This is a genomic window from Pseudomonas sp. GM24, from assembly GCF_000282235.1.
Lineage (GTDB): Bacteria > Pseudomonadota > Gammaproteobacteria > Pseudomonadales > Pseudomonadaceae > Aquipseudomonas.
The window spans coordinates 20,204-44,435 of sequence record NZ_AKJR01000008.1; the positions used below are offsets into that span (position 1 = coordinate 20,204).

General features: G+C 57.5%; 13 protein-coding genes. 6 read left to right on the forward strand and 7 right to left on the reverse strand.

Annotated features, from left to right (window positions below; all coding sequences use genetic code 11):
• The first annotated feature begins 18 nt into the window (after nt 1–18).
• From PMI23_RS00510 to PMI23_RS00520, 3 genes are read left to right on the forward strand one after another with little or no spacing between them, the layout of a single operon-like run.
• The gene (locus PMI23_RS00510) at nt 19–972 is read left to right on the forward strand and encodes a cytochrome-c peroxidase (protein WP_007916758.1); all 954 of its coding nucleotides are present in this window, start codon (nt 19–21) and stop codon (nt 970–972) included.
• Nucleotides 969–2,783, forward strand: a complete 1,815-nt coding sequence (locus PMI23_RS00515; RefSeq protein ID WP_007916759.1) for a DAHL domain-containing protein — start codon at nt 969–971, stop codon at nt 2,781–2,783. Before PMI23_RS00510 ends, PMI23_RS00515 begins: the two co-directional genes overlap by 4 nt.
• Nucleotides 2,780–4,183: an ATP-binding protein gene (locus PMI23_RS00520; protein WP_007916760.1), complete on the forward strand. Its 1,404-nt coding sequence runs from the start codon at nt 2,780–2,782 to the stop codon at nt 4,181–4,183. The genes PMI23_RS00515 and PMI23_RS00520 overlap by 4 nt, the downstream gene beginning before the upstream one ends.
• Nucleotides 4,184–4,190: 7 nt before the next feature.
• Here the strand turns inward: PMI23_RS00520 and PMI23_RS00525 are convergent, their stop codons facing one another.
• Together PMI23_RS00525 and PMI23_RS00530 are read right to left on the reverse strand one after the other, a co-directional pair.
• Nucleotides 4,191–5,516 carry an APC family permease gene (locus tag PMI23_RS00525; protein WP_007916762.1) on the reverse strand — a complete coding sequence of 442 codons (1,326 nt, stop codon included), beginning with the start codon at nt 5,514–5,516 and terminating at the stop codon, nt 4,191–4,193.
• Nucleotides 5,517–5,872: 356 nt separating this feature from the next.
• Entirely contained in the window at nt 5,873–6,694 is an 822-nt protein-coding gene (locus PMI23_RS00530; protein WP_007916765.1) for a carbon-nitrogen hydrolase family protein, read from the reverse strand.
• A 125-nt stretch (nt 6,695–6,819) separates the two neighbouring features.
• Between PMI23_RS00530 and PMI23_RS00535 the strand changes: the two genes are divergently transcribed.
• Together PMI23_RS00535 and PMI23_RS00540 are read left to right on the forward strand one after the other, a co-directional pair.
• Entirely contained in the window at nt 6,820–7,620 is an 801-nt protein-coding gene (locus PMI23_RS00535; RefSeq protein ID WP_007916767.1) for a helix-turn-helix transcriptional regulator, read from the forward strand.
• 171 nt (nt 7,621–7,791) lie between these two features.
• A complete protein-coding gene (locus PMI23_RS00540) occupies nt 7,792–9,411 on the forward strand; it encodes an FMN-binding glutamate synthase family protein (protein WP_007949595.1) in 1,620 nt (539 codons plus the stop codon).
• A 60-nt stretch (nt 9,412–9,471) separates the two neighbouring features.
• Here the strand turns inward: PMI23_RS00540 and PMI23_RS00545 are convergent, their stop codons facing one another.
• The 5 genes from PMI23_RS00545 to PMI23_RS00565 all read right to left on the reverse strand — a co-directional run bounded on the left by PMI23_RS00545 (nt 9,472) and on the right by PMI23_RS00565 (nt 20,450).
• Nucleotides 9,472–10,956: a glucosyltransferase domain-containing protein gene (locus PMI23_RS00545; protein ID WP_007916770.1), complete on the reverse strand. Its 1,485-nt coding sequence runs from the start codon at nt 10,954–10,956 to the stop codon at nt 9,472–9,474.
• A gap of 165 nt (nt 10,957–11,121) precedes the next feature.
• Nucleotides 11,122–12,543 (reverse strand): amino acid permease, encoded by a 1,422-nt coding sequence (locus tag PMI23_RS00550; RefSeq protein WP_007916772.1) that lies wholly within the window; start codon nt 12,541–12,543, stop codon nt 11,122–11,124.
• Nucleotides 12,544–12,848: 305 nt separating this feature from the next.
• Entirely contained in the window at nt 12,849–16,442 is a 3,594-nt protein-coding gene (locus PMI23_RS00555; protein WP_007916774.1) for a hypothetical protein, read from the reverse strand.
• A gap of 389 nt (nt 16,443–16,831) precedes the next feature.
• Nucleotides 16,832–16,957, reverse strand: coding sequence for a hypothetical protein (locus PMI23_RS30140; RefSeq protein WP_256588356.1), 126 nt, complete (start codon nt 16,955–16,957; stop codon nt 16,832–16,834).
• 238 nt (nt 16,958–17,195) lie between these two features.
• A complete protein-coding gene (locus tag PMI23_RS00565; protein WP_007916778.1) occupies nt 17,196–20,450 on the reverse strand; it encodes a hypothetical protein in 3,255 nt (1,084 codons plus the stop codon).
• Nucleotides 20,451–20,975: 525 nt separating this feature from the next.
• Here PMI23_RS00565 and PMI23_RS00570 point away from each other — a divergent pair.
• Nucleotides 20,976–24,119: a transglycosylase domain-containing protein gene (locus tag PMI23_RS00570; protein WP_007916781.1), complete on the forward strand. Its 3,144-nt coding sequence runs from the start codon at nt 20,976–20,978 to the stop codon at nt 24,117–24,119.
• Nucleotides 24,120–24,232: the final 113 nt, after the last annotated feature.

Below are 24,232 nucleotides of genomic sequence, written 5' to 3' on the forward strand. Positions count from 1 at the left end.
TCAGGGAGACATTTGCCGATGAGCCTGTTCCACCACGCCATGGCGTTGCTGCTGTGCGGACTCTGCGTCGGCGCCAGTGCCGAGCCACTGGACGAGCCGCTCAAACCGTTGCCCGCAGTGCCGCAGCAGGATGCCCGGCGCGTGGAACTCGGTCGACGGTTATTCCACGAGCCACGCTTGTCGATCAACAACACGCTGTCCTGCGCCAGCTGCCACCAACTCGACAAGAACGGGGCCGACAGCCGCGCCTTGTCACTGGGCTTCGACGGTAAACCGGTAGCGGTCAACACACCGACCGTGTTCAACGCGGCCCTCAACTTTCGTCAGTTCTGGGATGGCCGCGTCAAAACGCTGGAGGAACAAAGCAATGTCGTTATCACCAGCCCCCATGAAATGGGCAGCGACTGGCGCACCGTGATCGAACGCATCGGCAACGACCCCGACTATCGTCGTGATTTCGCCGCCACCTACCCGGACGGCGTGACCCAGGCCAATGTCCAGCAGGCGCTGGCCAGTTTTGAACGCACCCTGCTGACGCCCAACTCACGCTTCGATCAATACCTGCTCGGCAACACCGACATCCTCACTCTGGAGGAAAAGTACGGTTACCAGCGCTTCAAGGAATACGGCTGCATTGCCTGCCATCAAGGGGTGAACATCGGCGGCAACATGTTCCAGAAGTTCGGCGTGTTCGGCGATTACATAGTCGATCGCGGCAACCCGACCGTGGCCGATCAGGGACGTTTCAACGTGACCGGCGACGAAGCGGACCGGGCCGTGTTCAAGGTGCCGAGCCTGCGCAATGTCGCGATCACCGCGCCGTACTTTCACGACGGTTCGGCGCTCACCCTCGAAGATGCTGTGGATGTGATGTTCCGGTACCAGTTGGGGCGCTTACCGAGTGAAGAGGACAAAACACTGATCATTCTGTTTCTCACCACCCTCACCGGCCAAGGGAGAGACAAGCCATGATCAACATCTCGCGGCGACGCAGCCTGTTGTTGCTGACCCTGGTCGCCCTGGCGCTGGCCTCGACTCTGCTGTTTCTGTACTTGAAATCCAGCTCTGACCAGAGCATGACGTACACCGAATCACGGGATCTGATCCGGCAGATCAAACAGCAGAACTCGCTGTGGGAAAACGAAATTCTCAAGGCGCGAGTGGCGCTCACCCACAACTACGATCCGCTGGTGTCGCCGATGAACGAAATGAACCGGCTCTGGGCGCGCTTCGAAGCGATCGAGTCCGGGCACGGGCGTAAAGACTCGGCGCAATGGAACGAAGCTCACGAGCGTTTCCTGCAGGCGATGCAGGAAAAGACCCGTCTGGTCGAACAGTTCAAATCGCACAACGCGCTGTTGCGTAACTCCCTGGCTTTTTTACCCACCGCTGAAGACGACATCCAGCAGCAACTGGCGAGCCTGTCGGACTTCGATAAATTGCAGCTGCAAAACATCATCACCGATACCTACGACTTGCTGCTCAGCGCCCTTGAGTTCGCCCAGGTCACCTCCGACGACCGGGCCGCCGACATCGAGGTCGGCCTGAACAAGCTGAAGGTCAATGCACAACGCCTGCCGCCGGCGTTTCAGACCCCGATCAAAATCCTGAGCAGCCATATCTCACTGATTGCTCGCGAACAGCCACTGGTCAACCAGTTGCTCGAAAACATCGAAAACATCCCCGTGGCTGACAGCCTCGACAACATCACCACCATGCTCGATCACGATCAGCAGCGCGCCGATCAGGTCGACCGGCAATACCACTTCTACCTGCTGCTGTTTTCGGTGCTGTTGATGTTGTCGCTGGTGTGGCTGGCCATCCGCCTGATCGGCAGCTTCGCCGAAATCAACCGGGTCAATAATGCGCTTCAAACGGCCAACGATGCGCTGGAACAACGGGTCGAAGAACGCACCCGCGAACTCAAGGACGCCCAGAGCGAACTGCTCGACGCGGCACGTCAGGCCGGCATGGCGGAAATCGCCACCAATGTGCTGCACAACGTCGGCAACGTGCTCAACAGCGTGAACATCTCCAGCGACCTGATCACGCGCAAGCTGCGCAACAGCAAGAGCCAAGGCCTGGGCAAGGCCATGCAACTGATCAATGAACACCCGGATGACCTCGGCGCGTTCCTCAGCGAAGACGCCAAAGGCAAATTGCTCCCCGGTTACCTCAACCAACTGGTGGTCGCGATTGCCCAGGAACAACAGGAAATGCTCGACGAATTGAATCAGATGAACAAAAGCGTCGATCACATCAAGGACATCGTCGCCACCCAGCAATCCTATGCTGGCGCCAACAGCATGACCGAACCGCTGTTCATCAACGAATTGCTCGAAGACGCGTTGCGCATGAACGCCGGTGCCCTGACCCGCCACCATGTCACGGTGGTCCGGGAGTACGCCGAGGTGCCGCAGGTGATGGGCGACAAACACCGATTGCTGCTGATCCTGATCAACCTCATCAGCAACGCCAAATACGCCATGTCCGACCTCAGCAACCGCCCCCGCACCATGACCCTGGCGGTCAGGATCGTCGATAACAATTTCCTTGAGATCAGCGTCAAGGATGACGGCGAAGGCATTGCGCCGGAAAACATGACGCGAATCTTTGCCCACGGTTTCACCACCCGCAAGGAAGGCCACGGCTTCGGCCTGCACAGTTGCGCCCTGGCGGCTATCGAGATGAATGGCCACCTCACCGCGCACAGCGACGGCCCTGGCCAGGGTGCGCTGTTCACCTTGCAGATCCCCCTGATCAGCATCACGGAGAACGCATGAGCGAGCTGTCGAACCGCCGCATTCTGCTGATCGACGACATGCCGTCGATTCATGAAGACTTTCGCAAGATTCTCGCGCCGCCGGCGGCGCAGTCCGTGGAACTGGACGAGATGGAAGCGGCACTGTTCGGTGCCCAGACACGCCCCCAGCGCCCACTGTTCGAACTCGATTCCGCCTATGGCGGCGAAGAGGGCCTGGGCAAACTGATGCAGGCCCTGGCAGAACAACGCCCCTACGCGCTGGCCTTTGTCGACATGCGCATGCCCGACGGCTGGGACGGCGCGAAAACCATCGAGCATCTGTGGCAGCAGGATCCGCAGTTGCAAGTGGTGGTCTGCACCGCCTACTCGGATTATTCCTGGGATGAACTGCTGGAGCGTCTGCAGGCGCATGACCGCTTGCTGATTCTGAAGAAGCCGTTCGACAACATCGAAGTGCAGCAGATGGCCAACACCCTGCTGACCAAATGGCAGATGACCGAACGTGCGTCATTGCAAATGCATCACCTGGAACATCTGGTCGATCAACGCACGGCCCAGTTCAAGCAGGCCAGCGCAGAACTGCAGCGGGAAATCGATGAGCGCAAGCAACTGGAAAGTCAGTTGGTGCAGTCGGAAAAACTTGCCTCACTGGGGCAAATGGCGGCGGGCGTGGCCCATGAAATCAATAACCCGATCGGCTTTATCTCCTCCAACCTCGGCACGCTGGACGGCTACTTCAAACAATTGCTCAGCGTACTCGACGCCTGGCAGACGCTTGGGCCAATGCCAGACAGTGAGTCCGTGGCGCGGCTTGAGCAATTGCGCAAAGACGCCGACCTGGATTTTCTGCTCGAGGACATCCCGGTGCTGATCCGCGAATCCAAGGAAGGCATTGGCCGGGTCGGGCAGATCGTCAAGGACCTGAAGGATTTCTCCCGGGTCGATACCCAGCAGCAATGGCAGTGGGCCAATCTGCAACAAGGCATCGAGTCGACCCTGAACATCGTCGCCAGCGAACTCAAGTACAAGGCCGACCTGATCAAGGAGTACCAGCCCCTGCCGGACATCGAGTGCCTGCCGTCGCAAATCAATCAAGTGATCATGAACCTGGTGGTCAATGCGGCGCAGGCCATGGGCCCCGAGCGCGGCACCATCACCCTGCGCACCGGGCAGCAACAAGACACGGCCTGGGTGGAAGTCGCGGACACCGGCGCGGGGATTGCGCCGGACATCCTGCAGAAAATCTTCGATCCGTTTTTCACCACCAAACCCGTCGGCCAAGGCACCGGGCTGGGCCTGTCCCTGTCCTACGGCATCGTCAAAAAGCACGGTGGCGACATTTCCGTACGCAGCGAACCGGGCGTCGGCACGACCTTTCGCGTCGAATTGCCGATGCGCCAGAACCGGCCCGCTGCCTGAGGGCGCTTCAGGTGGTTTCCTGAAAGTCCATCTCCGGCGGCTGCCGACGGAAACCACCAGTGAGCACCGCCAGGTACACCACGCCGATCGCCAGCCAGCTCAGCCCCAGATACACCGCCAGATGATCAAGGCTGACCATCAGCCACAAGTCCGCCACCAGCCCGATAAACGGGAAAACCAGAAACAGCAGGCACTCGCGCGGACCTTTTTTCTCGCCGCCGATCCAGTAATGAAAGATCACCGACAGGTTGACCAGACTGAACGCCAGGAAAGCGCCGAAGTTGATGAACGAGGTCGAAGTGGTCACGTCGAGTTTCAGCGCCAGCAACGCCACCACGGCACAGAGCAGGATGCTGTTGACCGGTGTGCCGAAGCGCGCGTGCAAGGTGCCGAAAAATGACTTGGGCAGCACGCCGTCGCGGCCCATGGCGAACAGCAGTCGCGAGCCGCTGGCCTGCGCCGACAGTCCCGAGGCGAACTGGCCGACAATCAGACCGATGAGGAAAATCGACACGAATAGATCGCCGCCGATATTGCGGGCGATTTCATAGGCGGCCGAATCGACGCTGTCGAACTGGAACGACGGGTGCGCGATCTGCACGAAATACGAAACACCGACGAAGATCAGTCCGCCGATCAAGGTGATCAACATGATCGCCCTTGGAATGGTGCGGCGTGGGTCGCGGGTCTCTTCGGTCAGGGTGCTGACCGCATCGAAACCGAGGAACGAATAGCAGGCAATCGCCGCGCCGCTCATGATCAGCGGCATCTGCATGTCGCCGTTGAAGAACGGTTTGATCGACCACAACGGCGTGCCCGCATCGCCGCCAATGTAGTGCACGCACAGCGCGACGAAAGCAATCAGCACCAGAAACTGCACCAGCATCAACAGAGCATTGATGCCGTTGGCCAGTTTCAGGCCAATGATGTTGATTGCGCTGGTGATGCCGATGAACGCCAGCACCCAGATCCATTGCGGGATCGACGGGAACGCCGAGGCCAGATAAGCCGCGCCGATCAACCAGATCGCCATCGGCAGAAACAGGTAATCGAGCAACACCGCCCAACCGGCGATAAAGCCGAGTTTCGGGCTGATCGCCTTGCGCACGTAGCTGTAAGCGGAACCGGCCACTGGAAACGCGGCGGCCATGCGCCCGTAGCTCATGGCGGTGAAGAACATCGCCACCAGCGCCGCCAGATACGCGGCGGGCACCATGCCAGCGGTGGATTGAGCGAGGATGCCGAAGGTGCCGAGGACAATGATCGGCGTCATGTAGGCGATGCCGAACAGCACCACCGACCCTAATGAAAGGGTGCGTTGCAAACGAGCCATGGGCGACTTACTCCGAATGTTATTGGATTTATGGCAGAGCCGGGTTCGGCGAATGTTTTCGGGTTGGTTTTATTGTTCTGGTGTTGCCTGGTTTTTTTGTTCGACTTGAAGTTTTTCCCCCTCACCCCAGCCCTCCCGAAACGTCGGACCGCCCCCAAGGGGTAGAGGGGGAAAGGGAGCCGATCTCCAGGGGTTTCAGATCCTGAGTTCAACTTGAATTCGCAGTTTCAAATCCTGAGTTTGATTCGCAGTTTCAAATCCTCAGTGCGACTCGGTATTGCAGGTCGGCGTACCTCGGATAATCAACTCGGTCAGTTCCCTCTCCCCCTGGGAGAGGGCTAGGGTGAGGGCAGCGGTCAACGGCGTGGAATCAACAATTCGCGAACACCATCGCCACGCTCCAGCACCTCCCCCGGCAACTTCAAACGCTGATCATCCAGATAGCGGTAGTCCCTGCGCGCAATCTCCAACCGCGCGAAATCCAGTTCAACGCAGAACGTCCCTTCCTCACGCCCGGCCTCGAACAACAGCGTCCCCAGCGGATCGACCAACGCACTGCCACCGGCAAACATCAAACCGTCATCCCCCGCCTCCACGCGATTGACCATCAACGCAAAGGCCTGATTCTCCTGCGCGCGGGCCATGATCGCGGTGCGGTGCGTCGGCGCGTACGGATCCATATTGCCGTTGGTCACGATCAACAGTTCGGCACCGAGTTGTGCCAAGGCACGGGCCGACTCCGGAAACTCGATGTCGTAGCAAATCAACAGGCCAATACGCACACCGTTCCACTCGCACGTGGCATAGCGGTCGCCGGCCTCGAACACGCCGCGATCCGACGCCCACAGATGGGTCTTGCGATATTTCAGGGCGATGCCTTGAGGGGTGATCAGCAGCGTGGTGTTGTAGAAATGGCCGTTGTCGTTCTCGGCCATGCCGATCACCACGGCGATGTTGCGTTCGCGCGCAGCTGCCAGCACCGCACTGACGGTCGGGCCGTCGACGGATTCGGCGGTTTGCGCCACGGTTTCGGCTGTCGGGAAGCCCATCAGGTGGGTTTCCGGGAACACCATCAATTGCGTGTCGGCCGCGCACGCGGCAATCGCCGCCAGGGCGCGTTCGAGGTTGTAGGCCGTGGCATTGTCACGGCCCGCCAGTTGGGCGAGTTCGACTTTCATGGGAATTCCTTGTGCTGAGCGACGGGCGCGGAAAGATTGCCCGGTGGCTGTCTGTGGGCCAGTATGCGCAGCAAGCGAGCGGCCAGGGAATTACGCGGCCGGGGTAACCCGATAGGGGTAGATCGATGACACTTTCGTTTGACGACATCACCTGGCACCGCGCCGTCGGGCAACTGATCGACGCGCTCGACAAGCCGAATTTCTGGGCGCAACTGGTGCGGTTGCTCGACCAGTACGTGCCGTTCGATAGCTGGGTGGCGCTGCTGTTCAGCGCCGATCAACACCCGCAAGTCTTCGCCGAATGCCCCGGCGCAGACGGCAGCCCTGATCCGTTATTCCAGGATTATCTGCGTGGCCTGTACCTGCTTGACCCGTTCTACATCGCCTGCCGTGAGCAAACGCGCACCGGTCTGTATCGCCTGTCAGAAGTGGCGCCGGAGCATTTCGAACTGACCGAGTATTACCAGCGATACTTTCGTCTGAATGTCGTGGCGGACGAAATCCAGTTCAATTGTCAGCTGGAAGGTGAGCGCACGTTGTGTCTGTCGCTGGGCAGTGAAAAACGTTTCACTGGCGAACAGATCGCCTTGCTGTCATTGATCCAGCCTTGGGTGCTGGGCTTGTTGCGTCAGCGCCTGCCTTATGAAATCAACGAGACCGTGGCCCTCGCCACCGCCCCCGCGCCGACCGATTGGCGGGTGCAACTGGAGGCGTCGGTGCAGCAACTCAAGGGCGCGCAGTTGACCGCCCGGGAACTGGATGTCGGACGTTTGATGCTCAGCGGTTGCTCCAGCAAAGAAATCGCCCGTAAGCTGGAAATCTCCGTAGAAACCGTGAAAGTCCATAAGAAACACATGTACAGCAAGCTGGGGATCAAATCCCAGTCCGAGCTGTTTTCGATATTTCTTCAGGCACAAAACGCCTGATCGTTTGGTGAAGTTGCTTTTTGTGGGAGCGAGCCTGCTCGCGATGACGTCGGGTCAGTCAAATCATTCGTAGCTGATATACCGCTATCGCGAGCAGGCTCACTCCTACAAGGGAATGTGTCTATCCCTCAATCTTCGCTGATTATTCCGAGTCCGAACCAAGGAAACCGTATGAGCCTGTCACTCCTGAGCCGCTACGCCTTCTTTGCCGTCTGTGTGATGTTCACCCTCGCCAGCCTGCCGTTCCTCGAACATGACTGGCTGTGGCCGATCACCGCCGTCACCGGCGTACTGAGCCTGATCGGTCTGTTCGACCTGCTGCAAAGCCCCCACGCGGTACGGCGCAACTACCCGATCCTCGGCAACATCCGTTACCTGGTCGAAGGCATCCGCCCGGAGATCCGCCAGTATTTGCTGGAGTCCGACAGCGATGCCCTGCCCTTCTCCCGCGCGCAACGTTCGCTGGTCTACTCGCGAGCGAAAAACGAAACCGCCGACAAACCGTTCGGCACGCTGATCGATGTCTATCAATCCGGTTTTGAATTCATCGGCCACTCGATGCGCCCGGCACCGCTGAGCGACCCGAGCAGTTTCCGCGTGACCGTTGGCGGCCCGCAGTGCAGCCAGCCGTACTCGGCGTCGGTGTTCAACATCTCGGCGATGAGCTTCGGTTCGCTCAGCGCCAACGCCATTCGCGCGTTGAACCAAGGCGCGAAACTCGGCAACTTCGCCCACGACACCGGTGAAGGCAGCATCAGCCCCTATCACCGCGAACATGGCGGCGACCTGACCTGGGAACTGGGCAGTGGCTATTTCGGTTGCCGCACCAGCGACGGCCGTTTCGACCCGGAACGTTTCGCCGCCCAAGCGCAGAACCCGCAAGTGCGGATGATCGAAATCAAGATGAGCCAAGGCGCCAAACCCGGCCACGGCGGCATCCTGCCCAAGCACAAAGTCACCAAGGAAATCGCCGAAACCCGTGGCATCCTGATGGGCGAAGATTGCGTCTCGCCGTCACGCCACAGCGCGTTTTCCACGCCGATCGAAATGATGCAGTTCATCCAGCAACTGCGAGAGCTGTCCGGCGGCAAACCGGTCGGTTTCAAGTTCTGCCTCGGCCACCCGTGGGAATTCATGGGCATCGCCAAAGCCATGCTGGAAACCGGCATCCTCCCGGACTTCATCGTCGTCGACGGCAAGGAGGGCGGCACCGGCGCCGCACCGGTGGAATTTACCGACCACATCGGCGTGCCGATGCGCGAAGGCCTGCTGTTTGTGCACAACACCCTGGTCGGTTTAAACCTGCGCGACAAGATCAAACTCGGCGCTAGCGGCAAGATCGTCAGCGCCTTCGACATCGCCAGCGTGCTGGCCATCGGCGCCGACTGGGCCAACTCCGCGCGCGGTTTCATGTTCGCCATCGGCTGCATCCAGTCGCAAAGCTGCCACACCAACAAATGCCCGACCGGCGTAGCGACTCAGGATGCCTTGCGCCAACGTGCGCTGGTGGTGCCGGACAAGGCCCAGCGTGTATTCAACTTCCACCGCAACACCTTGAAGGCTCTGGCGGAAATGCTCGCAGCGGCCGGGCTTGAACATCCATCACAACTGTCGGCCAAGCATCTGGTGCGGCGCATGTCGGCGACCGAAATCAAACTGTTCTCGCAGTTGCATGTGTTCCTGAAACCGGGGGAACTGCTTACCGGGGAAGTGAATGGCGAGTTTTACTCGCGGATGTGGCAGATGGCGCGAGCGGACAGTTTCGAGCCGCAGGAAGTGGCCGCGGCATAACGGCAAAAGCGCCGGTCTGCACCGCAGACTGGCGCGTTCCTCCCGACGAATAATCAGCACTCACCATTGCAACAACCGCCCGTGCGGCGGCTCCTTCATGACGATAAACCCGTAATCGCCGAGCAGATAAATGCGGTAATACAGGCTTTCCACCAGCGCTGGATATTGCAGATAGCCAACGTGCGTGGCATTGCGGCGCTCACGTTCGGCAACCACGTTGGTGATGCCCACCGAAGGCAGGTTTTCCGCGAGCATGTAGTAGTCGACATTGAGCAGATAACGCAAAACCGGCAGTTGCCTGAACGATCCCTCGGCGCTGGCCAGCCAGCGATCGGAGTAGTTGATCGACAGGTATATACGCTTGGCTTCTCGCAGTTCGCTATGGGTGGCGATGTCGTGACCGAGGCTGTACAGGGCTGCAGTGGCGAAGGTTTTCTGCATGCTCAACACGCGGCCGTAGGCAAACGACAGCGACAACGTCGCCAGCAGCGGGATGATCAACAGCAAGGGCAACCAGCGGTTATGCGCCGCCAGCGCCAGACGGCTGAGGTAAAACAAACACACCAGAAGCACGCCAAACCCCATCAACGTGCGCGCGCCCTCGTTGAAGTCGCGAAACAACAGCGTGATACCTGGCACCAGTAGCACCAATACAGCAAAAACCGTCAGGCCCAGGATCACATGACTTGCGCGCCGATCCGGACGACCGAGACGGGCCAGCCCCAAGAACGCACAAAGCACCAAAGCGGCAAACACCCAAAGATATCCGCCGTGAAACAACAGCGCGGTTTTTTCCAGCACGCGGCCCATGTTCGTGCCGATCTGCAGGAATGGATGCCCTGCCCCATCAAGCCCTTCTGAATAGCGCCCGGCTGTCATGAACGGATACGCGGTGACGCCATAGATCGCGATGCCCAGACCGAACTGCGCAAGCTTGCCGCCAAGCAAACCCCAGACCTCAGTCCACGATACTTGCCGGTGCAACGCCCTGAGCAACTCCACACAACACAAGCCAAGAAAGACGTTGACGCTGATCTGGTACAACCCTGTGCCCAGTGCAATCAGTAACGCCGGTATCAGCCAGCACTGCACCCGAGTCGCACCGTGAAAGGTGATCGCGTAGATCATCGCGACAAGACTCAATGCCATACTTGGCCCGTCGTACTGATAGGAGAGATTCTGCAGCAGGAACGGGTTGTACCAGAGCGGCAATGGCACCAGACAACAGGCCAGCGTCGGCTCGACAAAGTAGTGAAACGTCAGCCGGGTCAGTGCCAGACTCATCGCCAAGGTGGCGAGCAGCAAAGGCAAAGGGAAGACATCCGGCGCAGCGCCGGTGAACGTCAACGCCTGATACAGCCAGTCGGCAAACAGCCGCCCGTAACCGGTCCAGGCATTACCGGCGGCCAGTGCGCGCCAGTTGTCGTCGATGTAAGGAAAGTCGGCGAGGATCAACGGCAGAACATACAACCCGGTCGCCAGCACAAAGAACAGCAGAACCTGGCGACGACCGAGCTCGCGAACGACAAAATCGCTGATCCTCATGGCGGCGCCTCTGTTCACGACTGCGCGGGGAGCGGTGTGTGATAAAGCTTTGAGCGGCCACGGCGGTTTTGTATCGCTGTTTCAGACCAGTGGTCGGGCGGCACCAGCCCCCACAAAAAAGCCCCGATCTCGCGATCGGGGCTAGGCTGTATCAGCGTTTTTTACTTAAGACGCCGAACGCGCAGCACCTTGTGTCACGTTACTTGGTTGCAACTTGAACACGTAGAACAACACCGTCAGCAGCACCAGGAACGCAGGTCCCACATACAGCGCCACGCGAGTGTCCGGGAAGTACGCCATCAGGCCGACCACCAGCACCAGGAAAGCCAGCGCGAAGTACGAGCTGACCGGGTACAGCCACATCTTGTACTTGAGGCCGGCACGTTCGCTGGCGCTCAGGCCTTTGCGGAATTTCAGCTGGGCCAGCAGGATCATCACCCAGGTCCAGATCGCGCCGAAGGTGGCAATCGAGGTCACCCAGACGAAGACTTTCTCCGGCACCAGATAGTTGAGCATTACGCCCAAGAGCAGCACCGCAATCGACAGCAACAGCGCACGACGCGGTACACCGTTATTCGACGTTTTGGCAAAACCGGCCGGGGCCTGGCCATTTTGCGCCAGGCTGTAGAGCATGCGCCCAGTGCTGAAGATGCCACCGTTGCACGACGACAGCGCGGCGGTGATTACCACGAAGTTGATGATGCCGGCGGCGGTCTTGATGCCCAGACGCTCGAAGGTCATCACGAACGGACTGCCTTGCGTGCCGATTTCGTTCCACGGGTAGATCGACAGAATCACGAACAACGCGCCGACGTAAAACAGCAGAATCCGCCAGAACACCGAGCCGATCGCATCAGGAATGGTCTTTTGCGGGTTCTTCGCCTCACCGGCGGTCAAGCCGATCATCTCGACACCGAGGTAGGCGAACATGACCATTTGCAGCGACATCAGCACGCCGGTCACGCCGTTGGGCATGAAGCCGCCGTGGGCCCACAAGTTGGAAATCCCCAGCGCCACACCGTCATTACCGAAACCAAAGGCGATGATGCCGACGCCACCGATGACCATGGCGATGATGGTGACGATCTTGATCAGGGCGAACCAGAACTCGAATTCACCGAAGGCTTTGACCGCGATCAGGTTGACCGAGCCCATGCTGATCAGCGCCGCGAGGGCCCAGATCCAGCGAGGCACGTCGGGAAACCAGATGCCCATGTACACGGCCACCGCGGTGATTTCCGCGACGCAGGTCACCAGCCACAGGAACCAGTAGTTCCAGCCCGTGAGGAAGCCCGCCAATGGGCCGAGGTAGTCTTGGGCGTAGCGACTGAACGAGCCGGCGACCGGATTGTGCACGGCCATCTCGCCGAGGGCGCGCATGATCACCAGGATCGCCAGACCACCCAGAATGTAAGACAGCATGATCGCCGGACCGGCCATTTCGATGGCCTTGGCGGAACCTAAAAACAGACCGACGCCAATACAGGCACCGAGTGCCATCAGGCGAATATGCCGTTCGCCAAGTTCGCGTTTGAGCGGACCGCCCTGAGCGGTGTCGCCGTGAGGCAGGTGATTGCCAGTTGGCATAGGGGGACAACCTCGTCTTGTTATTGGATATGACCACCGAGTGTCGAAGCGTCGGCCGATAAGCCTTGGCTGCTGTGAAACCGCGCCTGCCTCGTGGGCAGACGCGTCCTGCAAGAGAACCTGCAAGATCAGCGGGGCGTGCAGTATAAAAAGCCTGAGGCAGGATTTTTCACTCTATAAACCACAAGATTCAGCGGGAGTTGTCGCGAGAAGGCCAGCAGACCCGTTGGATCAACTGGCACAAGTAGGAAAACTCGCCACCGAAAATGGCGGCGAGTATTGCACAAGGATGGTGCAGCGTCACATTACCCGGCGCCCACCGTATCAATGATCAGCACCGGTCTGGTCACCACTTTGGTAACTCTGGAATTGGGGTGGACGCCGACCAATGTGTCCGGCCGCGTTATCCAGCCAGGTTTCGCCGAGGAATATTTTACGATTGTTGCAGCGCCTTCGCTGATCTGGAAATGCAACCTCCAGGACCGCGCCGAATGGTCGTACTTCATGAAGGCGAAACCCACCATCCTCGAGTCTACCTGTCCGCTTGCATTCACGCGCAATCCATAGTCCGGATATTCCATGGACGCGCTGAGACCCAAGCCATGTTCATAAGTGGCGAGGCCGTTGTATTGAGCGAGTTCCTTTCCACCCTCGACATGCCGTACCCGCAGGCGACTGGCGTCCAACTGATCGACCACCAACGAACAGCCACCGAAGCCTGGCGTAAATACATGATCGGGCTCGCCCCACTTGGGATGGATCGGGATATCGACATAGCCTCCCTGCGCTGCCCAATAACCCACCACGGCATTCGATGGTTGCGGAAGTTTGCCGAATTTGGGGTCATGAATTTTCAGTGCATTGAATTCAGCCCGGGGCGAATTGACGGGCTGAATGCGTTCCATGACAAAGGCGAAACTCGAACCGCCCTGCTTGTTGACCAGTCGTTTCGTGATCTCGTCGCTGTAGTTGACTCGAACCGGCTGCAACAACCCTGTTGCCACCGTAAACCGGCTCAACTGCGCTGGCGACAACGCTTCATTGATGCTGGTGAGCTGAAACGAATATTGCATCAGGGAAGACTCACCCCAATCGTACGCCAAGTGCTCAACTTCACTTTTAGTGACGGCTTCGATAACGGGCTCCCATAAACCGTTGGGCAGCCGCTCGCGCACAAATGCCGGGTCCGGACGCAGCGGATTGCTTGAGGTGTATACGAGCTGATGGCTGACACTGGCACTTTCATCAACAATCTCGCCAGCCGGGACGTCTGCTGCCCCCGGCGGAAGATCGCCGCCGCGCAGTGAAACTGGCTGCCATTGATCCGGCGCGACTTGCCAGAGTCGGGGACCGTGGGGACGATTGTTCAAAGGATCAACAATCACCACGTCCGTTAAATCAACTTTCAGATTGAAATCATTCCTGATGCCATACACCGCTTCCTTGCCGGTTGCATCGATGTTGCGGATATAGAAGCGCTGGCCATCGGCACTGCGATAAATACCGTGGGCATTGGCTTCAAGTCCGCTGAGTTCCGCTGGCTTGAAGGTGAAGCGCTTGAAGTCGTTATTGTCGAATCCGCCCAGTGCGAAGCGGCCAGGCTTGGGCCGGAAATCACCCGGCGAGCCATAAAGACGATTGCTCAGCGGATTGTAGTGATACCACTGCTCGTTTTTCAGCACACCGAGGCCGTCGACGCTTAGTCCGTTTATTTTCCAGGCACCGATCAGCGTCGGCCCGTGTTCTTTACGCAACATCTGCACCAATTCGCTGAGGTCCATCGCCTTGCGTAATTTCATGATTTGCTGCAGACCGTGCCTTCCGATGAATTGGAGCCCGTGACCGACAAGCCGGGTAACTCCCACCCCCACGTCGCGCAGAGCGGTCAACGGGTTGAGTTCGGTAATCACCACCGCGCCAATTATTCTCGCAGCCTTGAGTGTCTTGCTGATGGCTGATGCCGTGGAAACGCCTATCCTGGCCAATTTCGCGGCAACACTCGCACCGGCAGTCACGAATCCCAATACATCGAAAAACAGATCCATCGCACCGTCGAAATAGTTGCCTTTGACGAAATTGGTGATCGCCGACTTGAACGGGATCAGGTCGACCACGAAATCAATAACCTTCTGCACCGCTGCGTTTTCCCGGTCTTGCGTAGTCTGGCCACTGGCGGCCTTCAGAATGGCCCCGCTGTCCAGATCGAGATGTTCAACAAAGGCGTCGGCAATCAGCTCGGTCCTCTCGCTCGAGTAACTGGCGGGCACCGAAGTTCTGTTTGCGGTCTGTGGCAGGAGCTTCCCGGCCTTCGACTCGTCAGCCAGCTTGAACGGTTCGATGGTGTACTGGATGCTCGGAACAAAAGCATCGGTGCGTTCCGTCACCTCCTCTGGATCGTAGCTGCGGGTATGAATAACGCCTTGCTTGAGATCGATCTCATAAAGCTTCGACTCATGGCCCAGATCAACTTTCACTCGCAGGGTGCCATGTGTGGATGTCAGGTTTTTGCCGAAAAAGCCCATACTCAAACGGTAAGTCTTGTATTGGTAAAAAGAGACTTGGCCGTATTCGAGATTTTTCCTGTCCTCCAGAGGCAACTCGGCGAGCAGATGTTTAACCAGCAGCCGGGAACCTTGCTTGATGTTGCTGACGGCACTCTCGAATTGAGTCTGGAAGGCGTCGACCACGCCGAGTTCCAGCGGCGCATTGATCTGGTCAAGCAGCGGCTGCAAGCGAGGATCGCGGGTCGTCCATTGATAGTAGGGAGGGCCTCCCATCATGGCGATGTCGAGCAGCGAATATCGACCGTTCAGGGTCGGGTACAAGAAGGCACCGTCAACAGCGGCCACAGTGGGCTGTTGCAGCAGCCGCTCTTCAAAAGGAATGTCGCCTTTGAATTTTTGCTTGAGTCTGTGCTTCGCGATGGCTTTGCGGCTCGGAAGTTCGCTGTTCAACAGGATCGAAGCATTGAGGCGGTCAGCGAGTTGCCGGTTGTAGTGTGTCTTGACGTTTTCCAACTCGTCCTGGGGGTAATGTTCATCATTATTCTTCTGCAATACGCCGCTGACCACGCCCCAATCTGCCAGGGCGGCGGCATTGACTTGCGGCGCAACTTGCGAGTCGATCCGCGCAGCGCTTTCTGCACTGGCCATGACTTGGGCAAACGTCATATACGCCACTTTTCCGGGTGTGTGAGCCTCAATCGTTCGCGCAGCGACTCTCAGGTTGAACCATGCCGTCGTGCCGTATTTCAAACTGGCAGGCAACTGCTTGACGAGAAACTCGGGCGCCTTGCGAAGCAGCAACAGTGCCGCCGTCAATCCAGCCAGTTTCCGGCTACTAAGACGTTCCTTGATCAGGTAATCAGTCAGATTGCCAAAAACCGCCGAAACAGGTCTGCCCCAAAGTTTCTCCCCGGCCAGGTCGAAACCGGCAACTTTGCGAGGCGACGGTTGATCAATATCCCCCTCATGCAGGCTCAAATGGATGCCAGCCATTGCGTATTCCCTGGCGCTGACATCCGTGGCGATTCCGTTCAAGCGGGTCTGGATCGCCTGCCCCAGCGCCTGCCCGCGAGGACTGGTAATAAGGCGAGCCAATGCCGAGTGCGGATCACTCAGTGCCGCATTTGAAAGCGGCTCGTCAGCGTCCAGGTAGTCCAGTACTCCGGCACCGGGTATCGACACAATATCGAGGCTGTCCAGATAAACACTCGTGGCGTGCAAGGCCTCTTTTTGCTGCGCGACCGTCAGTGGAATCGGCCAGGATAATGCTCCGGCAAAGTCAGCAAACGGATGGACAGTGACTTTTTCGACTTGCAGAAAAGTTGCGATTTTTTCCAGCTGATCATTTTCGGATAACGATACTTCAGCAACAACGTCTACATTGGATTCAGACATCTGTTGTTCCTTGACGGGATTAATAGAATCCAAAGTAGATAATGAATTCGGCAGAACATAAACCGAAGAACCATTACCGATATAGCGCGCCAACACCGACAGACAACAATTTAATCAACAACCATGAAAAAACTGTTACTTAGTGAATGTCACAGAACATTATAAACAACAGACACCGACCACCATAACTTGGCGCACAGCAAAGACAGATATTCATTTGACCCGCCCAGACGCACATCCAAAAATGCTTCTCAACATAACAAATGAAAATTTTGAGATTACTGTTACAACAAAAAAAATCGCTTCCTGAAACAATATCTACATGATTTAACGATGTAGGTATTGCTGCAGGCAGCGATCTTTGTTGATGGTCTTGAACGCTTGAAACCTTACAGCACCGAACGCGCGGCACTTTGCGGCAGATTATTCGGCTGCAGCTTGAACACGTAGAACAACACGGTCAGCAGGACCAGAAACGCCAGCGCAAAGTACGAGCTGACCGGGCACAGCCACATCTTGTACTTGAGACCGGCAAAAAGCCTGAGGCGGGAGTTGTCGCGAGAAGGCCAGCAGACCCGTTGGATCAACTGGCACCAGTAGGAAAACTCGCCACTGAAAACAGCGGCGAGTAATTCACAAAAAGAGCAAGCCGTTCTGCTTCGCCCTGCTTTTTACCACTCTCGGTAACGCGCTACCGGCGCTTCCGCGCCCTCCGTACGGACGAGGTTCGAGGAGTTGCCCCTTCAGGGCGGATCACACGCTCAGGGGCATGGCGGAAAATTTTTCGAGAGTGTCACGGACGTCGGTCAATTCGACATCGCCAGGCCGGAACTCGTTGACAGCATAATCAGCGCCGCCGCGTTTTTTTCCATAGGTCTTGAAGGTGCTCGCCAAGGACCCGTTCCCGAACGCTTTAGACAAACCTTGCTGTAAGGTTTGTCTGGTTTCAAATATCGCCATGCCAGAGTTAGGGTCGAAAAAAAACCATTCCTGCTTGCCGCCTGTGAATCGGGTGCCGGCGACCATTCCGTGACTTTTAGTACCGATCATGAGGATTTTTGAATCACGAGAAGCGACGAGTTCATCAATGATGTTCTGGGCATCCATTTTTTTAGGCGCCCCACCTGTATGAAACGAATACTTGGGACCCAGTCTCTGTTGACTCTTTTCCAGAGCGGAAATAAATCGCGCCGCTTGCGGATGAGTTTGCTTCTCGGCGGCCTTCAAGACATTGCTCAAAAGAGTGCCTTCTCGCCGATGAAGATAGGCATACGCCATGGCGTATGACAGGGCGGCGCATCTGCCATTGGAAGCCATATCGACCCGTGCCAGAAAATAACACTGCGAGAACGGCTCCACTGTTACGCCTTTGGGCATGTCCTGACGGAGAAGATTTGTATAAAACGTGGCGTCGTCAAACAGGCTGTCTTCTATCTCCCTTACCAGAGCCCCCATTTCTTCAGGGCGGCGGCCGGGTTGGGCCGCCAACTCGACCAATTGCTGCGTGTCCATTCGGAAGCTGTAATCAGTGATGGCCTCCAGAATATCCAGCCCGTCGTCATAAGCTTTTCTAAAGGCTGGAAAGTTGAGTGGCGTGCGGGCAGCCGCGATATTGGCGCTAAAACCCGCATAGCGATCGGCATAGCCGGCATCCACTCCAGAAAGGCTGCCCAAACGGCCTTGTCTGGGCTGAAAGTTGCCAGGGGCGCCATAGATCCTGTTGTTTACAGGATTGTAGGGATACCACTGATCATTCTTCAAAACGCCTATCCCAGCGATATTCTGCTCGCCTACCTTCCAAGTACCAGGCAATGCAGTCCCGTGTTGTTTTCCCACCGCCTGCAACAGCTCGTAGCTACCCGCAGCCCCGCCGCGCAATCTGGCGATATTTCCCAGGCCGCGGTTCGCAAGGAACTTGACTCCGTTGCCTGCGAGCCGCGCGCCTCCCGATGCGAGACCGTGCAACCCGCTGAACGGATTTAGTTCGCCGATAACCAGTGCGCCGATGATTTTCGCGGCCTTGAGCGCCTTGCTGAGTGCCGATGCCGTCCTGGCGCCCAATTGTGCCAACTTTGCCGTGGCACTCACGCCAGCGGTAACGAATCCCAACACGTCGAGAAACAGGTCAATTGCACCGTCCAGGTATTTGCCGTCGATAAAATTGCTGATGGCCGATTTGAAGGGAATCAGATTAAGCAGAAACTTCACACTCCTCTCCAGCACCTCCACTTCCTGATCCCACGTGGTCAGGCCTTCAGCGGCTTTGAGAATATCTTCACTGTCGTAATCAAGATGTTCGACAAAGGCATCGGCAATGATGCGGGTTCTCTCGCTGGAATAACTGTCGGGAACGGGAAATGTCCATGACGGGGAGGGTCTTCGCTTGAGTTTTTTGGCGATGTCCCTGTCAGCAAGATAGAACGGCCTCACACCATACGAAACGCTGGGGATATGCACGCTGACCCTGTCTGTCTGTGTGACGGGATCAACGTCTTTTTTGGTGATTGAGCCCGCTTTCAGATCGATGTAATACACCGAGACTTTTTTATCGATGCCCTGCTCCACTCTCAGGGTCAAATTTTGGTTGCCGGCACGCACAAACTTGTCATGAAACTGCAAACCGGCTTTGATGGTCTTGTCCTGATAAAAATCGATCTTGCCGTATTCAATGTTCTCTCGGTCTTCCAGCGGTAACTCGGAAATCAGATGGCGTATGGTTAACCGGGTACCTTCCTTGAGGTGATTGAGCGTCGCTTCAAACTCACGGTTGAAGATCCTTCGTACACGCAGATCCAGTTCGTTGATGTCGTGAATACGGAAGTTAACGAGTGAGTGGCTGGTTTTCCACTTGTACGTCCCGTCCATCATTGCAACGTCCAGCAACGTGTGCATCCCGACCGGCCCCTGGATTGCACTGGGTACCGGGGAGAGTGCGCCGACTATTTTCGCCCCCACCGAGCGGTCCCATTCAAGGACGTGTTCTTCAATCGGATAGTTCTCGCCAAACTCCTTCTTAAGGCCGGCCCGAGCTATTTCCTTGCGACTCGGGAACACACTGCTCAACAGAATTGGCGTGTTGAGCCGGTCGGCCAAGGCCTCATTGAAACGTGTTTTGAGTACATCCAGTTCAGCCGGGGTGTAATGTCCATCGTTTTTCCTTTCCACCAGCCCGTGGACAACGCCCCAATCAATCAGCGTAACGGTCTGCGCGTACTGAGTAACGGCCGGGTCGATCAACGCTGCACTTTCGGCGCAGACCATGACCTGTGCGAACTTCATCTTTGCAACCTTGCCCGGCGATTCAGCTTCGATGGTCGCAGCGGCAACGGACAGGTTGAACCATGCCGGCCCACCGTATTTAACTGCGGTCGGCAGGTCTTTGATCAGAAATAATGGAGCATGCCTGGCCAGCAACAAGTAAGCGCCCAACCCAGCCATTTCGGAGTTGCAGACACGGTCTTTGATCAGGTGTTCGCGCAGTTTGTTGAATACTGCTGCAACCGGTTCCCCCCAATGTTGCTTACTGTCCAGATCGAACCCGGCGACATTATTGCGTTGATGGTTTTCAATCGACTGCGGATCAAGGTCAAGTTGAAGTGCGGCCAGCGCGTAGTCGTTGACGCTTACATCCGAGGCAAAACCTTTCAAGTGAGTTTGCACTGCCAGCCCCAATGCCTGACCGCGAGTTCCGGCAATCAGGGTTTCCAGTGCCCTGGCTGGATCGCGCAAGGCGTCGGCGGCGAGCGGTTGCTCTATGTTCATTAGTTCCAGCAGCCCTTGATCCGGCTGCGGCGTGTCATCAAGACCGGCGATAAAAAGCCGAACGGCTTCCAACACCTGTTTCTTCTGCTCGACACTTAAAGGAATTTGCCAGGATAAAGCGCCGGCAAAATCTGCCAGTGCGCAAGGCAAAACCTTTTCGGCTTCACGCTTTATGGAATCAATATTATTTGTATCACTGTCAGTTGCCGAAACAACATTCGAAGTAGAACTTTCAAACTCAGACATACACTTTTCCTTCAGGATTAAAACAAGGAAAAATTAAACCTCCAAAACACTTAAAGAAAAAGCCGACAACCATTACCAATTAAGTGTTTTACCAACTGTATGTAAAATCCAACCAACGATTCCTTCTAACAAACAATGCGCAATCACACTAAACATCATGAAAATAAATCATTCGAAGAAAAAAAACAGCCGGAAAACACAAGTCGATAAAAGCCTTATCAAGTTTTGTTCCCGCTCTCTTCGCTCGCTGTAAAACATATACAGGCAGTCATGCTTTTTAGCCGTCAGGAGCCTGTCAAAACGATCAGACCAGCCACCCCGGCAACCGAAGTTCGAGCGAACCGCGTGATCGTGTGGCGGGGGACGATCACGTGGTAGAAACCGAAAAGCCCCGGCCACTCATCGAGTGGTCGAGACGGCTCAGTGCTTCGAGGCGCATCCCGCTCACAATTCCCTCGCCCCTCGCCAACCACCGTCTAAGCTTCAGACAAGTCCGATCAATCTGCGTGAATGGATCAATCGACTATGGGCGCTTTGTGGCAAACCGATTCGAGTAAAGCCGTGGTTCCGACTGACCGTGTGGATGAAGCGCCTGTCCCTGAAAAAACCCGCCGCAACCGGCATGGGTGGAAGGCTTTCTGGTTGTTGCTGGTGATTATCGCGATTGTCGTGGGACTGGCCGCGTCCAAGGAAATGCGCACCTCGCGCTTCCAGTCGCGCGAGCTCAGCCAGTACGCCGCGTCGCTGACTTACCATCTCGAACCCGGCCCCAGCGAAGCAATTCGCTATCCGGGCAATGGGCCATTCGATTTGCGCCTGGGCTACAGCTCGCTGGATGAATTTCTGCCACGCCTGCTCAAACGCAATTACGTCATCACCGAGCAGACGCGTTTTTCCCCGGCGCTGCTCAGCTACACCGACAAAGGCCTGTTCGTGCCGTATTCGGAAAAGATCCAGGCCGGGCTGTCGATCACTGATTGCCGGGCTGCGCCGCTGTACAAGTACAACTACCCGCAGCAGCTGTATTCAAGCTTCGAATCCATCCCGCCAGTGGTGGTCAGCAGCCTGTTGTTTATCGAAAACCGCTTCCTGCTCGACCCGAAACAGCCGCTGGCCAACCCGGCAGTGGACTGGCCGCGCTTCGGCATGGCCGCCTGGTCGCAAGTGGCGAAACTGCTGCGATTGCCGGGCCAATCGGCAGGCGGCAGTACGCTGGCGACGCAATTGGAAAAGTACCGGCACTCACCGGATGGCCTGACAGTCTCCGGTGCCGAAAAGCTGCGGCAGATGATGTCCGCCAGCGTGCGCGCCTATCAGCCCGGCCCGCAAACTCTGGGGGCACGGCAGAACATCGTGCGCGATTACCTCAACAGCGTGCCGCTCTCGGCGGTGCCAGGGCATGGTGAAGTGCATGGCATGGCGGAGGGGTTGCGCGTCTGGTACGGCAGTGATTTCAACCAGGCCAATGCACAGCTGAACAGTCCGGCCACGGATCCGAAAACCATGGCGGCCAAAGGCTTGGTCCTGCGTGAAATGCTTTCGTTGATGATCGCCCAGCGTCGCCCTTCGCATTACCTGACCAAGGGCCGCGAGGAACTCGCCAACCTCACCGACAGCCACTTGCGCCTGCTCAAGCAGAACGCGGTGATCGACAGCGCGTTGGCCGATGCCGCCCTCGCCAGCAAGGTCACCTACCGCGACTGGCAGACCCAGCCGACCATGCAACCGATCGAAACCAACAAAGGCATCAGCGTCGCCCGCAGTCGTCTGGCGAGCATGCTCAACCGGCCACTGTACGATCTCGATCGCCTGGATCTGTCCGCCACCAGCACGCTGCAAGGCGACCTGCAAACCCAGGCCACCGCCTACCTGAAAAAACTCGCCGACCCGGCCTACGCCGCCGAAATCGGCCTGCTCGGTGAACGCTTGCTGACGCCGACCAGCACCACCCAAGTGCGCTACAGCTTCACCCTCTTCGAGCTGACCCCGGACGGTTCCCGCGTGCGGGTACAGACCGACAGCACCGACCAGCCGTTCGACATCAACGAAGGCAGCAAACTCGAACTCGGCTCAACGGCGAAAATGCGCGTGCTCACCACTTACCTGCAAATCATCGCCGAACTCCACGACAAGTACGGCGCAATGGGCGTGCCGGAACTGAAGAAAGTCGAAGTCCCCGATCAGGACCGCTTGAGCCAGTGGGTCATCGACTACCTGATCCAGAACAAAGACCACGACCTTTCAAAGATGCTCGGCGCAGCCCTCGACCGCAAATACTCGGCCAGCCCCGGCGAGGCGTTTTTCACCGGCGGCGGCCTGCACACGTTCCATAACTTTCGCAAGGAAGACAACGGCCGCCTGCCGACCTTGCGCGATTCCCTGCGCGAGTCGATCAACCTGCCGTTCATTCGGCTGATGCGCGACGTGGTGCGTTATGTCACTTATTCGGGGCCCAACAGCAGTGCCGAGTTGCTCAAGGATGATCGTGACCCGCGCCGGCAGGAATACCTGGCGAGCTTCGCCGACCGCGAAGGCACCTCGTTCCAGCTCAAGTTCTGGAAAAAGTACAAAAACAAAGACACTCAAGCGCGCCTCGACACCTTTCTCGACAGCATGCGCCCGACGCCGATTCGCATGGCCGCCGTGCATCGTTACTTGCTGCCGGAGGCGAGTCAGGAAGACTTCAATACCTTCGTGCGCTCACACCTCAAAGGCGCCAAGCTCAGCGAAAAACTCACCGATGATCGCCTGATCCGCCTCTACGATTCCTATGGCCCCGGCAGTTACGATTTGCCCGATCAAGGCTTCATCGCCAAGGTGCATCCGCTGGACCTGTGGATGATGGGCTACCTGTTGAACCACCCGGACGCGACCTTCAGCGAGATCGTCAAGGCCAGCCATTTCGAACGTCAGGAAGTCTATAGCTGGCTGTTCAAGAGCAAGCACAAGGGCGCTCGTGACAGCCGTATTCGCACCATGCTCGAGATCGAAGCGTTCCTGGAAATTCACCAGCGCTGGCAGAAAGTCGGCTACCCGTTCGACCATCTGGTGCCTTCGCTGGCCACCGCCATTGGCAGTTCCGGTGACCGCCCGGCCGCACTGGCCGAGCTGATCGGCACCATCCTCAATGACGGCGTGCGCATGCCGACTCTGCGCATCGACAGCCTGCATTTCGCCGCCGGCACACCCTACGAAACGCAACTGGTCAATGACCCGCATGTCGGCAAACGGGTGATGCCGTCCGAAGTCGCCACGGCCATGCGCGAGGCGCTGTCGCAAGTGGTCGACGCCGGTACGGCAAAACGTGTTTCCGGCAGTTTCAAACTGGCTGATGGCAGCCCACTGGCCATGGGTGGCAAAACGGGGACCGGTGACAACCGCATCGAAGCCATCGGTTCGGGCGGGCGCATCCTCAGTTCGAAGTCGATCAACCGCACGGCGACATTCGTGTTCTACATCGGCGATCACCATTTCGGCACCCTCACCGCGTTCGTCCCGGGGCGCTCGGCGGAGAACTTCAAGTTCACCTCGGCCCTGCCAGTGCAGGTGCTCAAGGGCATGGCGCCGATTCTGACGCCGTATCTGCAACCGGGCAGCGACTCGCAATGCACGCCAACGAAAACCGCCAGCGTGGCGATGCTCGAAGCGCCGCGCCCTACAGCGAGGTAACAAATCGTGTCGGTTTTTTCTGCATCAGAGTGACGAATTTTCGATTCGGCGGGTGGTATTCATGTATTTTTCAGATTCGAATTTTCGTCGGGTTGGTGCTGCGCAACGCCGTT

Excerpts from the sequence above, each read along its gene's own strand:
- PMI23_RS00525 (WP_007916762.1), bottom strand. The coding sequence starts at position 5,516 with ATGGCTCGTTTGCAACGCACCCTTTCATTAGGGTCGGTGGTGCTGTTC.
- PMI23_RS00530 (WP_007916765.1), bottom strand. The coding sequence starts at position 6,694 with ATGAAAGTCGAACTCGCCCAACTGGCGGGCCGTGACAATGCCACGGCC.
- PMI23_RS00545 (WP_007916770.1), bottom strand. The coding sequence starts at position 10,956 with ATGAGGATCAGCGATTTTGTCGTTCGCGAGCTCGGTCGTCGCCAGGTT.
- PMI23_RS00520 (WP_007916760.1), top strand. The coding sequence starts at position 2,780 with ATGAGCGAGCTGTCGAACCGCCGCATTCTGCTGATCGACGACATGCCG.
- PMI23_RS00515 (WP_007916759.1), top strand. The coding sequence starts at position 969 with ATGATCAACATCTCGCGGCGACGCAGCCTGTTGTTGCTGACCCTGGTC.
- PMI23_RS00565 (WP_007916778.1), bottom strand. The coding sequence starts at position 20,450 with ATGTCTGAGTTTGAAAGTTCTACTTCGAATGTTGTTTCGGCAACTGAC.
- PMI23_RS00535 (WP_007916767.1), top strand. The coding sequence starts at position 6,820 with ATGACACTTTCGTTTGACGACATCACCTGGCACCGCGCCGTCGGGCAA.
- PMI23_RS30140 (WP_256588356.1), bottom strand. The coding sequence starts at position 16,957 with ATGTGGCTGTGCCCGGTCAGCTCGTACTTTGCGCTGGCGTTTCTGGTC.
- PMI23_RS00570 (WP_007916781.1), top strand. The coding sequence starts at position 20,976 with ATGGGCGCTTTGTGGCAAACCGATTCGAGTAAAGCCGTGGTTCCGACT.
- PMI23_RS00540 (WP_007949595.1), top strand. The coding sequence starts at position 7,792 with ATGAGCCTGTCACTCCTGAGCCGCTACGCCTTCTTTGCCGTCTGTGTG.
- PMI23_RS00555 (WP_007916774.1), bottom strand. The coding sequence starts at position 16,442 with ATGTCTGAATCCAATGTAGACGTTGTTGCTGAAGTATCGTTATCCGAA.
- PMI23_RS00550 (WP_007916772.1), bottom strand. The coding sequence starts at position 12,543 with ATGCCAACTGGCAATCACCTGCCTCACGGCGACACCGCTCAGGGCGGT.
- PMI23_RS00510 (WP_007916758.1), top strand. The coding sequence starts at position 19 with ATGAGCCTGTTCCACCACGCCATGGCGTTGCTGCTGTGCGGACTCTGC.